This is a genomic window from Mycolicibacterium sp. Y3 (assembly GCF_051188035.1).
GTDB classification, from domain to species: Bacteria; Actinomycetota; Actinomycetes; order Mycobacteriales; family Mycobacteriaceae; genus Mycobacterium; species Mycobacterium fluoranthenivorans.
Genome location: NZ_JAVQLT010000001.1, coordinates 6,113,414 through 6,128,873, shown reverse-complemented (window position 1 = coordinate 6,128,873; position 15,460 = coordinate 6,113,414). Strand labels below are relative to the sequence as shown.

Sequence of the window (15,460 nt, the reverse complement as noted above, 5' to 3'; positions counted from 1 at the left end):
TGGTTACGGGTGCGGCTCCACAAATCGCTTGTTGTCGAGCAGCGCGATGACCTGTCCGACCAGCTGATCGAGATCGGCATCGGTGGTGTCGACCACGAGATCCGCCGCCTCGGGTGCCTCATACGGGGCGTCAACCCCGGTGAGCCCCTTGAGTTCGCCCGCGTTGGCCCGCGCGTAGAGGCCCTTCGGATCGCGGCGTGCGCACTCCTCCACCGGGGTGGCGACATGGACCTCGATGAACGGCAGCTTGGCGGCGGCGTTGAGCGACCGGGCGATCTCGCGGTCGGATCGCAGCGGTGACACCAGCGCGGCGAGTGCGATGACACCGGCGTCGGCCAGCAGACGGGTCAGATGCCCGACCCGCCGGATGTTCTCGGTGCGATCACCCGCCGAGAAGCCGAGATCGTCGGAGAGTCCGTGGCGCAGATTGTCTCCGTCCAGCAGGTAGGCCACCCGGCCGGCCTCGACAAGTGCTCGTTCGACTGCCACCGCCAGCGTCGACTTACCCGATGCCGGCAGCCCCGTGAACCAGATGGTGGCGCCGCGCTGACCCGTCTTGCTCCACCGGTAGTCGCGGTCCAGCGATGACGGGTGCCACTTGATATCGGAACGGTTGTGACCGCTGGGCTTGACCGTGCGGGCCTCGGTGATGATGCCCGCGCCGACGGTGTCATTGGACACCTCGTCGATCAGGATGAAAGCGCCGCTGTCCCGGTTCTCTTCGTACGGATCTGCCACCACGACCGAACTGGTCCGCAAGGTCACCGAGCCGATATCGTTGAGTGCCAACTCAACCGGACCGTCGACCTCGTCGAGCGTCTCCGGGTCGAGCTTGGTGTGCAGGTCCTGCACCGTGGCGCGCACGGTGCGGGTGCCCTGCTTGAGTGCCAGCCGGTCACCGGCGCGCAGCGGGCTGTCCTGAAACCAGCACACCGTCGCGTCGATCTCGCGGGCCAGCACCGGCAGCGCACCGGCTTCTTCCGCGGCGGCGCTGACGAACACGTCACCACGGCCGACGTCGATATCGTCGGCCAATTCGATGGACACCGACAGCGGGGCCACGGCGGTGGCGCGGTCGTCGTCGAGTGTGTCGACGACGGTGACGGTGGACCGGGTGCCCGCGGGCAGGCTCACCACGGTGTCGCCGACACTGAGCGTGCCCGCCGACAGCCGGCCGGTGTAGCGGCGGCGCTGTTCGGCCGTCGGGCGCGACACCCACTGGACGGGCAGGCGCAGGTTGGCCGGATCCGGATGTGGTGCCGAAAGCTCGACGGCCTCAAGGTATTCCAAGAGTGTCGGACCCTGGTACCACGGCGTGTTGGTGGACCGCAGCACGACGTTGTCGCCCAATTTGGCGGCGATCGGGATCACCGTCAGTTCGGCTTGGGAATGGGAGAAGCCGAGCCGGCCGGCGAGCAGCTGCAGCTCGCGTTCCACTTCGGCGAAGCGCCGCTGATCGAAATCGACCAGATCGATCTTGTTGACCGTGGCGACAAAATGCTTGATACCGAGCAGTTTTGCGATTCGGGCGTGGCGGCGGGTCTGGCGCAGCACCCCGGCGCGAGCATCCACCAGCAGAATGGCCACGTGCGCGTTGGACGCGCCGGTGAACATGTTGCGGGTGTACCGCTCGTGGCCGGGTGTGTCGGCGAGGATGTAGCTGCGGGTCTCGGTGGAGAAGAACCGGTAGGCGACATCGATGGTGATGCCCTGCTCACGCTCGGCGCGCAGACCGTCGGACAGCGCCGCCAGGTCGGCCACCCCGTCGGAATCGGTGACGGCGTCCAGATGGTCCAGGGGCAGGCTGTCGGTGTCGTGCAGCAGACGGCCGATCAGTGTGCTCTTGCCGTCGTCGACCGAACCCGCGGTGGTGATCCGAAGCAACTGCCGGGTCGTCGAGCCCGTCTGAGAACCCATCAGAAGTAACCCTCTCGCTTGCGGTCTTCCATGGCCGCCACGGATGTGCGGTCATCGGCGCGGGTCTCGCCCCGCTCGGACACCGTCGCGGCCGAGATCTCGCTGATCACCTGATCGATGCGGGTGGCACGTGAGCGGACGGCGCCGGTGATGGTGAGGTCGCCGACGGTGCGGTAGCGCACCCACTCGACGGCCGCCTTCTCGTCCCCGGTCGGCTGCGCGTACTCCGACACCGCGAGCAGGATGCCGTCGCGCTCGAACACCTCACGCTCATGGGCGAAGTAGATCGACGGTAGCTCAAGGTTTTCCAGCTCGATGTAGCGCCAGATGTCCAACTCGGTCCAGTTCGACAGCGGGAACACGCGGACCTGCTCACCCTTGCGGATACGGCCGTTGTACAGCGACCACGGCTCGGGGCGCTGGGCCCGCGGATCCCACTGGCCGAATTCGTCGCGGAAACTCAGGATGCGCTCTTTGGCGCGCGCCCGTTCTTCGTCGCGCCGGGCTCCGCCGAACGCGGCGTCGAAGCCGCCGGCCTCCAGCGCGTCGAGCAGCGTGCGGGTCTGCTGCCGGTTTCGCGAGGCGCCCGGGCCCGGGTCGGCGACGCGGCCGCTGTCGATGGTCTCCTGCACCGAGCCGATGAGCAGCTTGTGGCCCTGACCCGTCGTGCGGCGGTCCCGGAACTCGATGACCTCACCGAAGTTGTGTCCGGTGTCGACGTGCAGCACCGGGAACGGCAGCGGATTGGGCCTAAAAGCCTTCTCTGCCAGCCGCAACAACACAATGGAGTCCTTGCCCGCGGAGAACAGCAGCACCGGCCGCTGCAACTCGGCGACCACCTCCCGGATAATGTGGACGGCCTCGGCCTCCAGCAGCCGCAACTCATCGACCCGAATCGTGTCGCTCGCAGTGGTCATGTCGGCAGTCCCTCCCGGTGCGCATCCGCGCGGTAGCGGTCAACCCATTCGTCGGATCGTTGATCTGCTTGGCGTTCGAGTACCGGTTGGGGCGCCAGCCGAGGATCCAGGCCCAGTTGCTCCAGCACCGTGGCGACCACCGTGGTGAGGTTGCGCCACAGGTACGGGTACGAGACGTCGATCGGCTCGACGCCTTCCTCGGCGAACCAGTTGCGCCATCCTTCTTCCTGATCGCGCAACAGCTTCACGACATGCGCGATGCCACCGGCGTGGTATTCGGCGCGGGCGTCGCGCACCGGGTCGGGCCGGCCGCGCCACACCCGGGTCTGCACCGCACGCCAGAACGACACCGCCTGGGACACCACATCGGGGCGGTAGACGTGGATCAGTACCGGATCGCTGCCGACCACATCGCGAATGGCCGCCAGCAGCCCGTCACCGGAGCGGTTCGGCAGATCCTTGGCGCGGTCGCGCAGCAGCGGCGTCTGATTCCACATCAGCTTGCCGCCCCACACTCCGTTGGGGGTCCGACCGACGGTCTGGATGTAGTCGCGCCAGATCTCGGCGGGGGCAAGATCGGGCTTGCCCTCGACGATCGGGTCGAGCAGGCGCAGGATCGACTCGTCCTCGACATCGGCGAACCATTCGCGCGGCTGCGGCGACATGCTGGTGGTGGGTAGGTACTGGAAGAACTCCTGCGGTTCCCCGGCGACACCCGTGGCGCGCAGGGATTCCACCAGCAGAGTGCTGCCGCTGCGCTGTGAGGCGAGGACCAGATACGCCGTGGGTGCCGTCGGTGAGGACATGCGCGAGAGCCTAACCGGTAGGCGTAAGTGCTGCTCAGAGGGGTTTTTCACTCACCGTGAGTATTATTCTTGCCGCTCTGCTCGCCGTCGATTCCGCGGTCCGCGGCGATACCGGATCGGCTGGTGACAGGGCGTCCGTGAACGCTCAGGTAGGTCTGGGTGTAGCGCTCTGAGATGCGGCTACCGGCGAAATCCGAGGGGATGACGTCATTGGTCTTGTGCCGCCAGTCGTCGAGTTTGAGGGCCAGCTCCCCGGCGATCTCCTCGGCAGCCCGGACGTCGGAGTCGGTAGCACTCTCGGTGAGCAGATTGCAGGTTTCGGTGGGGTCCGCCGTGAGGTCGTAGAGTTCGCGCTCCGGCCGCGGTGCGGCGACCAGCGGACCGACCGCCTGACCGGGTGGACTGTCGGCGATATCCCACGGCAGATCCAGCAGCGGACGCGCGGCGTAGTTCTCGATATAGCTGTATTCCTTGGTCCGGATCGCCCGGATCGGATCGAAGGAGTCGTGGTAGGTCTTGGTGGTGTACACCTCGGCGCGGACCTCGTCGCCGGCCGCGGCGCGCAGATTGTCGGCGTGTGAAAGCCCTTGCACCTCAACAGGAATCGGCACACCCAGCAAGTCCAACAGGGTCGGGGTGAGGTCGACACCGCTGAACAGGTCGTCATAGACCCGGGGGGCGATGTTCGCCTCCAGCGGCGGACGCACGATCAGCGCGATCCCGGTGCCGGCGTCGTACAGCGTGGACTTGGCCCGCGGCAGCGCGGGCCCGTGATCGGTGAGGAACACCACCCAGGTGCTGCGGTCCAGGCCGGTCTCGGCCAGCGTGTCCAGCAGCTCGCCGACGGCGGCGTCGGCCACCGTGATGGAGCCGTAGAAATCGGCGAGGTCCTGGCGGATATCGGGGGTGTCGGGCAGGTAGTCGGGGACGTCCACGCCCGCGGGATCGGCCGGGTCGTAGCGCTCGGCGGGATAGGGCCGGTGCGTCTCGAAGAATCCGGTGGTGAGCAGGAACGGTTCCGGATGCCCCGGGGCGCTCGCCCGGCCATTGAGCCAGGCCACGGCCCGCTCGACGACGTACTCGCAGTAGGAGTTGGACACGTCGAACTCGTCGAAACCCAGCCGCGCCGGGTAGGAGGTCTCGTGCTGCATGCCGAACAGGGCGGTGTGCCAACCGGACTCGGACAGCAGGGCCGGCAGTGTCCGCACATCAGCGCGGTACTCCCAGCCGTGGTGCGCCAGGCCGAGCAGGCCGTTGCTCTGCGGGTAGCGGCCGGTGAACAGGGATCCGCGCGACGGCGAGCACAGCGGGGCGGTGGCGTGTGCCCTGGTGAACAGGATGCCTTCGGCTGCCAGCTGATCCAGTCGCGGGCTGCTGACATCGGCATGGTGGTAGGCGCCGAGGTAGCGGCCGAGGTCGTGCCAGTGCACGAACAGCACGTTGTCGCGAGGGGGTCCGTCGGGACGGGGGGTGGTCACAGAGAGTCCTTCATCGGATCAAACACGGAACGGATCACCACGGAACATGGTGGGCCGACGTTCGGCAACCCTTTCGTGCAAGGGGATATCACTCATTTCCAGGCGAACACCGGTTGCTCGAGCTCGTCGACACGTTCGGAGTTGCCCTGCAGGCACAACCAGCGGACTTGGAGCAACACCGCGCCCGTCGGTGCGTGGATGAGGTCGTTGCCCAGCGGAATCTGCACCACCGGCCGGGGGCTTTCCGGGATGCTGATGTACCGCGGTGAATCGTCGCGCAGCAATTGGTGCAGGCCCACCCGGTAGGCGGCGACCACTTCCTGGGGTGCCGGCCGTAGCTCGAGCCGGCCGCCGCCCCACAGCACCACCGGTGTGATGACGTACCCGGACCGGGTGGGGTAGTCGTCGAGCAGACCGAGCACCGAGGAACCGGGTAGGTCGACGCCGACCTCCTCATGCGTCTCGCGCAGTGCGGCGTCCACCGCCGTCTCGCCGGGGTCCAGCCGCCCGCCCGGCAGTGCCCACTGCGCCGCATGGGAATTGAGCCGGGATGCGCGCCGGCACAACACGAAGGCGGCGCCGCCGGACACGTCGACCATGCGGCCGTCCAGACCGGCCTCGGGCATCGGCCGACCCGCGATCCAGTCGTCGACGGGTGCCGGGTCGACGCGGTCCTCGCCGAGTTCGGAGTCGACCAGCACGACCGCGACCGCGGCATGCCGCTTGGCCGGATCGGTGACACTGCGCCGCCGGTGCCCGGTCAGATTCCGCTGGATGCGCTCTCGCAGCGTCGCGTCATAGGGGATGGTCACGGGTGGTACGGCACGCCGACGGCACGGAAGACGAACTCCGGCGGGACGTCGTAGGACAGCGTCCGCCGCGGCAACTGGTCCAGCACCTCCTGCGACAGCGTGTCCTTGTAGTGCAGCGACAGGTGTCCGCTGCAGTGTGGATCGACCTGGCCCACGTCGACGTTGATGTGCAGTCCGGTCTCCGAGATGTCGGCGGTCACCGCACCGGATTGTGGTGCATCCCAGCGTTGATCGATGACCCGGCCGGCCAGCTTGGGTACCGAGGACAAGGTGGCCAGCACGCGCTGCGAGGTGAACACCAGCGATCCGGAGTAGCTGCTGACACTGCCCGCGGACCGAAGGCCCGGAACCTTACCCGAGAAGTGCCGGGTCACCGCGACGTATTCGGCCAGATGGATGATCCCTTCGGCCGTCACCGCCGCGCGCAGATCGTCGGGCAGCTTGCCGATGCCGAACAGCTTTCGAAGAACGACGGCCATGAGGCCACACTACGACGACTTGTGCACGTTTACCGGCGCTCAACGCCGGTAAACGTGCACAAATCGCGCGGTTTACTGGGCGGGTAGGACGTGCTCTCCGGTCTTGTCGGTGCTCAGGCACAGCGAGCAGATGAAGCCGTTGCCGGTCGCCGATTTGAGCATATCGGGCCGCTCGTAATCATGATGGCAGACATGGCATTTGAGGTGATCGTCGGCCGGGTTGCCGTGCTCGTCGAACATCGGCAGGTCGATCTCGTCGCTGGTGCGGCGCAGGTAGTACTTGCCCTTGGTGGCGATGGCGAAGATGGGCGGGAGTACCAGGGCCAGGCCGATCGCCACCAGCGGCGAGTAGGGCCGGATGGCCTCACCCAGTCCGCCGAAGAACGCGATGACCGACAGGCCCGCCGCGATCAGCATCGAGCCGAAACCGACCGGGTTGAACGCGTAGAGCATGCCGCGCCGGAACTCGGGCACCTTCGGTGACAACTTGAGCAGGTACTTGTTGAACACGATGTCACTGGCCACCACCACGACCCAGGCCATACCGCAGTTGGCGTAGAAGCCCAGGATCGTGTTGAGGAAGTCGAACATGTTGGCTTCCATCAGGATCAGCGCGATCAGCAGGTTGACACCGAGGAACACCAACCGGCCCGGGTAGGTCTTGGTGACGCGGGTGAACGAATTGGTCCAGGCCAACGAGCCGGAGTAGGCGTTGGTCACGTTGATCTTGATCTGGCTGATGACCACGAGCACGACGGCCAGGGTCATGGCCAGCCAACCGGGCAGGAAGTTCTGGTAGATCTCCAGGAACTGATGCACCGGCTGGTTGGCGATACCGGCGCTGCCGGCAACGTTGGCGATCAGGTAGACGGCCAGGAACAAACCGACGATCTGCTTGATGGCGCCGAAGATCACCCAGCCGGGGCCGGCCAGGAACATCCACGTCCACCAGCTGCGCTTGTTCTCCGGGGTCTTGGGCGGCATGAACCGCAGGTAGTCGTTCTGCTCGGCGATCTGCGCGATGAGTGACAGGCACACGCCCGCGGCCAGCAGCGTGGAGCCGATATCGAAGCCCTTGACCCCGTTCTCACCCTGGTAGGCGAAGAACTGGCCGACCGATTCCGGGTGGCTGATCACCAGGTAGCCGAACGGCGCCACCATCAGGATCAACCACAACGGGGTGGTCCACACCTGCAGTGTGGACAGCACTTTCATGCCGTAGATGACCAGCGGGAAGATGATGAGCGTGGAGGCCGCGTAGCCCAGCCACAGGGGGATGCCCAACCCGAGTTTGAGGCCCTGGGCCATGATCGAGCCCTCGAGGGCGAAGAAGATGAAGGTGAACGTCGCGAAGATGACATTGGTGACGACCGACCCGTAGTAACCGAAGCCGCTGCCGCGGGTGACCAGGTCGAGGTCGATGTTGTAGCGCGCCGAGTAGTAGGCCACCGGGAATCCGGTCAGCATCACCACGACGGCGAAGATGAAGATGCCCCACAGTGCGTTCGTGGTGCCGTAGGAGATGCCGATATTGGCGCCGATGGCGAAGTCGGCCAGATAGGCGATACCGCCGAGTGCCGAGATGCCGACCACCCGGGTGGACCACTTCCGATAGCTGCGCGGGGCGAAGCGCAGCGTGTAGTCCTCGAGGGTTTCCTTGGTGGCGGTGAGCCGGTCGTCGGGGTCGACGGAAGTGCCGGCCGGCTCGTCCGTGAGCTCTTGTGTCATGGTCAGCAAACTTATGGGGGCTATGTTTCGCCCGTATCACCGTGGCGTTGCCCTCAGACTGCGTCCAGCTGTGGGTGGTAGGACTGATTTGGTGACACGCATGACGAGGTGGGCGGCGGTGCTGGCGGCCGTGAGTGCCGTCGTGTTCATCGTTGTTCTCGTGGCGGTGCTGACTCATGCCGAGTGGCTGGCAACTATGGACGCGGCGATCCTGGATCCGCTGCACCGTTACGGTCTGGACCACCGGGGCTGGGTGCGGGGTTGGACGATTTTCTGCGACGTGTTCCATCCCGGAGTGTTGCGGGTTGTGGGCGGAATCTGCATCGTCGTAGCCCTACTTCGGCGCCGGTTTCGGGTGGCGCTCTTCCTGACACTGTCGGTGGAGTTATCCGGTCTGCTGGTCACCGTGCTGAAGAATGCGGTGCGCCGGCCCCGCCCGTCCTTCGATCTTGCCTATGAGGCGTCCTGGTCCTTCCCATCCGGGCATGCGCTCGGGGATATGGCCGCCGTGCTGGCTCTGACGGTGGTGGCCTGGGAGCTGTTGGGGCACCGCCGGCGGATGCCGGTGCTCGTCGCGGGCGCGGTGATCGTCATCGGGATCGGAGTGGGGCGGGTGGTGCTCAACGTGCACAACCCCTCCGATGTGCTGGCCGGCTGGGCGCTGGGCTATCTGTGGGTGCTCGGGTGTCTGCCCGTGCTGAGACGAAGGACCGTCACCAGGCCTGTCGACCCAGGGGCCGAAACACCGGCAGCGCTCGGTAGCGCACCTTGAACGTGGCCTCCTCGCAGGAGTTCTCCACCTCTCCGTCATGAGCCACCGGTGTCGGTCCGTCGACCGCCACAAAACTGAACTCGGGCACCCGCAGCTCGTGGTACAGCGGGCTGCGCACCAGACGTCCCAGCATGAGGGAGGTCAGGACCCGCACCCGAGCGAACCGGCGTCCGGTCTCCAGGATGCGGATATCGATCAGGCCGTCGTCCATCCGGCTGCGCCGGGACGGGGCGAAACCCGACGGTGCGTACACCGAATTGCCGAGGAAGAACAACGAGGTCTGCAGGGTCGTGTTGTCGAACGCGATGCGCACGGCCTGATCGCTGCGCAGCGTCCGCCACAACGCGTACGCGCCGGCCAGCGGCTTGCCGATCCGGTGTTCGAGCTTCTCCCGGACCCGCACGAACGCCGGGTAGGCGCCGATGCTGGCGGTGTTGATCACGGTATCGGCCTCATTGAAGCGAATGACGTCCACGTGCGCCGCGTGCCCGTTGCGGATCGCCGACACCGTCGCGGCCACGGTGTCACAGCCGATGTCCTTGGCGAAATGGTTGAAGGTCCCGCCCGGGAACACGGCGAGCGGTAACCCGGCGTCGACGGCGATGCCGGCCGCGCACGACACGGTGCCGTCACCACCGCCGACGGCCAGCACCTCGGCCCGGGCGGCGGCCGCCCGGAGCGCGTCGGCGATGTCGTCACCTTCGCCGACCTCGACGATCTCGGCCCGGGGCAGCTGCGCCTTCACCTCGTCGACGACCCGGGCGCCGGTGCCGCTGCCCGAGGCCGGGTTGATGACCAGCACGACGCCTTCGCCGGCGGGGCGCGGCGGGGTATCCAGGCGCAGCAGTTCCGACGCCGTCGGCGAGACCTCGACGATCGGCGGGACGATACGGGCACCGAGTACCGCCACGGCCGCGCCGATACCGAATCCGGCGAAGACGTCACCGGGGTAGTGCGCGCCGGTCGCCACCCGGGACAACCCGACGAGCCCGGCGAGCAGGGCCAGCCCGAAACCCAGCGGGGGGCTTTCCAGGCCGACACCCACGGCGAACGCAGCCGCGCTGGCCGAATGTCCCGACGGCAGCGAGTTCGATGTCGGGATGCGCAGGGACCGGCGGATCAGCGGGACCGGCGTGCGATCCGGTCGCGGTCGCTTCCACAACCGTTTGGCGCCCTGATTGGTGACCAGACTGGTCACGGCCAGTGTCATCAGGCCGCGGGTGGCCCCGCGCCGCATCGAGGGGGTACCGACCGCGGTCAGCGCGGCGCCGATGCCGATCCAGAGTTTGGAATGGTCGGCCGCAGAGGTCAGCCTGGGCATGACGGAGTCCAGCAGCGGGCTGGGGGATTCGGCGACCGCCTCGAAGATCTCGCGGTCCAGGGTGCCCAAACCCTGGCCGATCTGCTGGAGTCCGCGAGCCCGCCGTCCGATCATCTTTCCAACCTACGCAGCGCGCTCCCTGGCCAACCGCAGCCCGTGTCCAAACCTTGACTTGACCCGCGCGGTGCCGGCTGCAGACGATGGACGGATGCGCCGACTGCTGATGCTGTGTGCGGCGATGCTCCTGTGCGGTGCGGGGTCGGTGCCGCCGGTGGCCCGCGCGGTGGACACTCCGTGGTTCGCCGATTCCGTCGGCGCCGCGACCCAGGTCATCTCGGTTGTCGGGGTGGGCGGTTCGTCGGCGAAAATGGATGTCTGGCAGCGCACGACGGCGGGCTGGGAGCCGATCGGCGTGGGAATCCCGGCGCATATCGGGGCCAACGGAATGGCACCGCAGACCCACGACGGCGAAATGAAAACGCCGATGGGCATATTCACCCTCGACTTCGCCTTCGGCACGCAGCCCAACCCGGGCGGTGGGCTGCAGTACGTCCAGGTCGGTTCGGATCACTGGTGGGACGGCGATATGAAGAGCCCGACCTACAACACCATGCAGGTGTGTAAGAAGGCGCAGTGTCCGTTCGACACCGACCCGAGCAGCGGTACCGAGAACCTCAAGATTCCGCAGTACGCCCACGCCGTGGTGATGGGCGTGAACAAGGCCAGGGTGCCCGGTAACGGTGGGGCGTTCTTCCTGCACACCACCGACGGGGGTGCGACGGCGGGTTGCGTCGCGATCGACGACGCCACCCTGGTGAAGATCATGCGGTGGCTGCAGCCGGGCGCCTTGATCGCCGTCGCAAAATAGCCAAGCGCGAAATAAGTACGCGCGAACCCGTCAGTTATCCCGTCAGATATTCAGTGCACGACCGGGTTTCAGGGAGAACTTCAGGCCCTCCAGCGACATCGTGGCGTCGTAGGTGCGGTCATAGGATGTCGCGCTGATCTTCCAGCCGTCCGGTGTGCGGCGGTATCGGTCGTGGTAGAACGCCGCACCGATGAGCATGAAGTTGAAGTCGGGAGCGATGACGCGGTCCTGCAGATACCAGGTCGCCGAGGCTTCGTCGGGTCCGTCGAGGGTGATCTCGGGGTGGTCCACCCGGTGCTCGGTGATGATCTCCGGTCCCAGCGACGTGCGCATGAAGTTCACCAGCGCATCGCGGTCGGTGAAGTGCAGTTCGTTGCCCAGGGAGGGCCCGTAGTCGCCCTTGACGTCCTCGGCGAGGGTATCGGCGAAGTCCTCCCAGTGCTTGGTGTCCAGTGCTCGCAGGTACCGGTATTTGACCTGTTTGATCGCTTCGAATTCACCCAAGGTGTCACCCATACCCGACATTGCAGCACACCCGTGGTCCGTCGGATGCCGGTCCGGGCCACGAAGTTCGTCGACACCGTCGTCAAATATCCGTGTGCGCGCCTGGTGTCCGATTCGGTGCCGGCCCGGGCCGGCCGAATTGCGCAAACTTCCCCCGCTGCCCACTGCCCCGGGGAAGTGGGCAAAGCTGGTTCACAACTGATCCAAAAGTTCAGTGCCGGAACATAGTTCGAATCGGCGCGGTGTGTCCGTTCGTCGGGGTGGTGGTGGGGCGGCTAAGGTGTGCTCAATATGACCGACCCCTTGGGGTTGTCGATCGGGACGACCAACCTGGTCGCGACGAGTGTCGGCGGCCAGTCTGTGACCCGACGCGCTGTGCTGACCCTGCCCACGCACGGCACGCCGGCTATCGGCGTGTCCACAGAAGAGGGCCTGGTACTCACCGGGTTCGTCGAGCGGGTGGGCGACCCGGTACCGCTGGTGGCATCCGACGGATCGTCTTACGCCGCCGACGACCTACTGGTCGAGGCGCTGGAAGCCATGCTCGGTGCCGCCGGTGCGGACCCGGCGCCCCAGACGGCCATCGCCTTTCCCGCGCACTGGACCGCGGCGACGGTGCGGACGTTGCGCGCGGTCGTCCGCACCAACCCGGTGCTCGCGCCGAGCGGCACCCCGCCCAGGCTGGTGTCCGACGCGGTGGCCGCGCTGACATCGTTGCGCACCAACCCGGGCCTGCAGGGCGGCGGCCCGGTGGTGTTACTCGATTTCGGGGGCGGCGGCACCAGTATCACGCTCGTCGACGCCGGAGCCGCGTTCGAGCCGTTGGACGAGACGCTGCGGGTGACCGAGTTCTCCGGTGATCTGATCGACCAGGCGGTGCTGACGAAGGTGCTGGCCGCGGTCGGTGGCGCCGATCCCGCCGCCACCGCCGCGGTCGGACTGCTCGGGCAGCTGCGCGAGGAATGCCGCCACGCCAAGGAAAGACTGTCGTCGGTCACCGCCACCGAGGTGCCCGTGGCGCTGCCGGGTGAGCGGTCGGTGGTCCGGCTCACCCGTGCCGAACTGGAGGAGCTGCTTGCCGAGCCGTTCGCCGAGGTGCTGGCGAGCCTGGATAATCTGTTGCAGCGCAACAGGATCACTTTTTCCGACCTGTCCGCGGTGGCGACTGTCGGCGGTGGCGCGAGCATTCCGCTGATCACCCAACTGCTTTCGGAACACACCAGGATCCCGGTGGTGACCACGGCGCAGCCGGCGCTCGACGCCGCCGTCGGCGCCGCGCTTTTCGCCGCCTACGGGGCCGAATCCGATCTGCGCACGGGAATGGCACCGATCTCCGCGGACGCACCCACCGGGCTGGCGCCGGCGGCGCCCGACGCGCCGACGGGGCTTGCCCCAGCCGCCCAGGACATCCCGACCGAGCTCGGGCCCGCAAGCGCGGGTGCGGTCGGTGCGCTGGCCTGGTCGCAGGACGATGACGCCACCGGTGAACCGGTCCCGTACGCCGGCGGGGAGATTCCGTATGCCGGCGCAAACCCGTATGGCACGGAGAACCCGTACACGATCGACACCACCACACGGGCTGTGGCACAGCATGTTCCCGGCACGTACGACGATGCGCCGCGGGCCTGGCAGCGACTGCCGATCCTGGTGTTCGCCGGTGCGGGCGTACTGACCCTGGTCGCCCTCGGAGGGGTGGCGATCGCGCTGACCGGTAACTCGGGCACGTCCACTCCTACGCCGACGCCCGCGCCGGCAACCCGGGCGATCACCCCGCCGCCGAGCGCAACGCCGCCCGCTGCGGTGGCGCCGTCGGCCACCGAGGCCCCGCCACCCGTCCTCACCGTGACCACGGAGCCACCGGCGCCGCCCCCACCACCGCAGACCCAGACCCCGGTGCCGGAGCAGACCGTCACGGTGACCAAGACGTACACCACGCACAGCACGACCACCACGACCACACCGCCGACCACGACGACCACACCGCCGACCACCACCACCGAACCGACCACGACCACCACCGAGACGACCACCACGACCACGACGCCGGCGATGACCACCAGCTACATCAAGGTGCCGTTCCTGCCGGTACCGATCCCGATCCAGGTGCCCAACCGGGGTGCGACCACCCAGACCACCTACCCCTACGCACCGCAGTATCCGAACCAGCCGACCTACCCGTAAGTGCCCGGCTTGCGGTAACCGGTCAGTAACCATTGCGCCAGCAACATCACAGGTCGGGTTCAGCCAGCTTGCGGTTCCTGGCAGCACGATCAGGGGCATGAACACTCAAACGTCATGGCATTCGCGGCGCGCGGTTCTCGGCGTGATCGGGGCCGGCGCGATGATCACGCTCGGGGCGCTCAGCGCCACGCACGACGGTGGGGGCTCGGCCAGCATGTTGGCGGGCTCGGGCGATGCACCCGCCAACACGACCTACTCATCGCCGGTCGTGAAGGCCGCCGACATGGGCGCGACGGCCACGTGGGAGGCGCCGTCGAATGTCGAGGCCACCACGATGGCGGTACCCGCAGTGAAAGCGGGACACTGATGAAACGGCTCGCCCTCGGGGTCGGACTTGCGGCGGTCACCGCGGGTTTTGTGGCGGCGATCAGCACCGGAAGTGCCGCCGCATCGGGTACCGACGTGACCGGCCAGAAGTACAGTGACGCGTCGTCGACGCTCAGCGGCGCCGGTTACACGGTGATCGTGGGTACCACCTTCGGCGACGAGCAGGGCCGCGACGATTGTGTCGTCGTCAACGCGGTACCGCGGACGGTAGCGGCGCCGGAGAACAGCTCCGGGTCGGCCACCAAGGAGATGGTCGTCTCATTGAACTGCGATTCCGGCGCGGCGTCCAACAAGTCGGCGGGCTACTCGATGGGCAGCCCGGAAGGCCGGGCCGCCAAGGCCGCCGAAGAATCGGCGGCGGCCAAGGCGTCCGCGCAGGCGTCCCCAGCCTCGGGTGGTCAGTAGGTAGTCAGCCGGGCGGCAGGTCACCCGAACGCATCGATTCCCTGCCGAGGTGCTGTGATCCATTCTGATCCGGTGGTACGGCTTCTACGGTGAAAAGGTGTGCTGCGGCTCCTCTTCGACACCCCGGTTGTCCACCCGTCGTGAGCTGCTGCGCTACGCAGTGGCCGCCCCGGTCGTCCTGGGCACCGCGTCGGTTGTGCTCTCCGAAATGCCTGTGGCTCATGCCGCCTCGAACGTGGCAGGCCGGATCGTGTTTCTCGATCCCGGGCACAACGGTGCCAACGACTCCTCGATCGTCCGGCAGGTGACGGACGGACGCGGCGCGACCAAGGAGTGCCAGACGACCGGCACCACCACCGACGCAGGTTATCCGGAACACACCTTCAACTGGGACACCGTCTTGCGGATCCGGGCGGGGCTGAGCCAACTGGGCGTGCGGACGGCACTGTCGCGGACCAATGACGATGCGCTGGGCCCGTGTGTCGATCAGCGTGCGGCCATGGCGAATTCGGTTCGTCCCGACGCGATCGTCAGTATCCACGCCGACGGCGGACCCCGGCAGGGCCGCGGGTTCCATGTGAACTATTCGGATCCGCCGCTGAACGCCGCGCAGGCCGGTCCGGCTCGGCGGCTGGCCCAGGCGATGCGCGACGAGTTGGTCGCGTGCGGTATGCAGCCGTCGACCTACCGTGGCACGGACGGGCTCTACGGGCGAGCCGATCTCGCCGGCCTCAATCTGGCTCAGTATCCGGCGATCCTGATCGAGATGGGCAACATGAGGAATCCCGACGACGCGGCGGCGCTGACGGACGCGGGCACACGCGCGCGTCTTGCGGACGCCGTAACGCGGGGGATTGCCGGCTATCTGCAGATGCTGGCGTGAGC

General features: G+C 67.2%; 15 protein-coding genes. 6 read left to right on the top strand and 9 right to left on the bottom strand.

All coding sequences use genetic code 11. The features are described 5' to 3' along the window. Nucleotides 1–3 precede the first annotated feature (3 nt). From cysC to QN239_RS29915, 7 genes are all read right to left on the bottom strand, one after another. Nucleotides 4–1,917: a sulfate adenylyltransferase subunit CysN gene (cysC, locus tag QN239_RS29945; protein WP_499016013.1), complete on the bottom strand. Its 1,914-nt coding sequence runs from the start codon at nt 1,915–1,917 to the stop codon at nt 4–6. Further along, nucleotides 1,917–2,834 (bottom strand): sulfate adenylyltransferase subunit CysD, encoded by a 918-nt coding sequence (gene cysD, locus QN239_RS29940; protein WP_499016011.1) that lies wholly within the window; start codon nt 2,832–2,834, stop codon nt 1,917–1,919. The genes cysC and cysD overlap by 1 nt, the downstream gene beginning before the upstream one ends. Next, on the bottom strand, nt 2,831–3,640 hold the full coding sequence (gene stf0 / locus QN239_RS29935; RefSeq protein ID WP_499016009.1) for a trehalose 2-sulfotransferase: 810 nt from the start codon (nt 3,638–3,640) through the stop codon (nt 2,831–2,833). The genes cysD and stf0 overlap by 4 nt, the downstream gene beginning before the upstream one ends. 47 nt (nt 3,641–3,687) lie before the next feature. Continuing rightward, nucleotides 3,688–5,118: a sulfatase family protein gene (locus tag QN239_RS29930; protein ID WP_499016006.1), complete on the bottom strand. Its 1,431-nt coding sequence runs from the start codon at nt 5,116–5,118 to the stop codon at nt 3,688–3,690. A 92-nt stretch (nt 5,119–5,210) separates the two neighbouring features. Beyond that, nucleotides 5,211–5,930, bottom strand: a complete 720-nt coding sequence (locus tag QN239_RS29925; RefSeq protein ID WP_499016004.1) for an NUDIX hydrolase — start codon at nt 5,928–5,930, stop codon at nt 5,211–5,213. Next, nucleotides 5,927–6,409 carry a hypothetical protein gene (locus tag QN239_RS29920; RefSeq protein ID WP_499016002.1) on the bottom strand — a complete coding sequence of 161 codons (483 nt, stop codon included), beginning with the start codon at nt 6,407–6,409 and terminating at the stop codon, nt 5,927–5,929. Before QN239_RS29920 ends, QN239_RS29925 begins: the two co-directional genes overlap by 4 nt. Nucleotides 6,410–6,481: 72 nt before the next feature. Next, complete coding sequence (locus QN239_RS29915) at nt 6,482–8,137, bottom strand: purine-cytosine permease family protein (RefSeq protein ID WP_267291138.1); 1,656 nt, start codon at nt 8,135–8,137, stop codon at nt 6,482–6,484. 100 nt (nt 8,138–8,237) lie between these two features. Between QN239_RS29915 and QN239_RS29910 the strand changes: the two genes are divergently transcribed. Next, complete coding sequence (locus tag QN239_RS29910; RefSeq protein WP_499015998.1) at nt 8,238–8,909, top strand: phosphatase PAP2 family protein; 672 nt, start codon at nt 8,238–8,240, stop codon at nt 8,907–8,909. On the opposite strand, the gene QN239_RS29905 is transcribed toward QN239_RS29910, so the two are convergent. Beyond that, nucleotides 8,851–10,344 carry a bifunctional phosphatase PAP2/diacylglycerol kinase family protein gene (locus QN239_RS29905; protein ID WP_499015996.1) on the bottom strand — a complete coding sequence of 498 codons (1,494 nt, stop codon included), beginning with the start codon at nt 10,342–10,344 and terminating at the stop codon, nt 8,851–8,853. The two genes, QN239_RS29910 and QN239_RS29905, sit on opposite strands and share 59 nt — an antisense overlap. A 94-nt stretch (nt 10,345–10,438) precedes the next feature. Between QN239_RS29905 and QN239_RS29900 the strand changes: the two genes are divergently transcribed. Then, complete coding sequence (locus QN239_RS29900) at nt 10,439–11,098, top strand: L,D-transpeptidase family protein (protein ID WP_499015994.1); 660 nt, start codon at nt 10,439–10,441, stop codon at nt 11,096–11,098. Between the two features lie 42 nt (nt 11,099–11,140). On the opposite strand, the gene QN239_RS29895 is transcribed toward QN239_RS29900, so the two are convergent. Then, entirely contained in the window at nt 11,141–11,623 is a 483-nt protein-coding gene (locus QN239_RS29895) for a nuclear transport factor 2 family protein (RefSeq protein ID WP_090358514.1), read from the bottom strand. Nucleotides 11,624–11,893: 270 nt separating this feature from the next. On the opposite strand from QN239_RS29895, the gene QN239_RS29890 reads away from it, so the two are divergent. The 4 genes from QN239_RS29890 to QN239_RS29875 all read left to right on the top strand — a co-directional run bounded on the left by QN239_RS29890 (nt 11,894) and on the right by QN239_RS29875 (nt 15,458). Next, nucleotides 11,894–13,783 carry an Hsp70 family protein gene (locus QN239_RS29890; protein WP_499015992.1) on the top strand — a complete coding sequence of 630 codons (1,890 nt, stop codon included), beginning with the start codon at nt 11,894–11,896 and terminating at the stop codon, nt 13,781–13,783. A gap of 97 nt (nt 13,784–13,880) precedes the next feature. Then, nucleotides 13,881–14,150: a hypothetical protein gene (locus QN239_RS29885; protein WP_181953092.1), complete on the top strand. Its 270-nt coding sequence runs from the start codon at nt 13,881–13,883 to the stop codon at nt 14,148–14,150. Continuing rightward, nucleotides 14,150–14,575, top strand: coding sequence for a hypothetical protein (locus tag QN239_RS29880; protein ID WP_499015990.1), 426 nt, complete (start codon nt 14,150–14,152; stop codon nt 14,573–14,575). The genes QN239_RS29885 and QN239_RS29880 overlap by 1 nt, the downstream gene beginning before the upstream one ends. Nucleotides 14,576–14,783: 208 nt before the next feature. After that, nucleotides 14,784–15,458, top strand: coding sequence for an Rv3717 family N-acetylmuramoyl-L-alanine amidase (locus tag QN239_RS29875; RefSeq protein WP_499017018.1), 675 nt, complete (start codon nt 14,784–14,786; stop codon nt 15,456–15,458). Nucleotides 15,459–15,460: the final 2 nt, after the last annotated feature.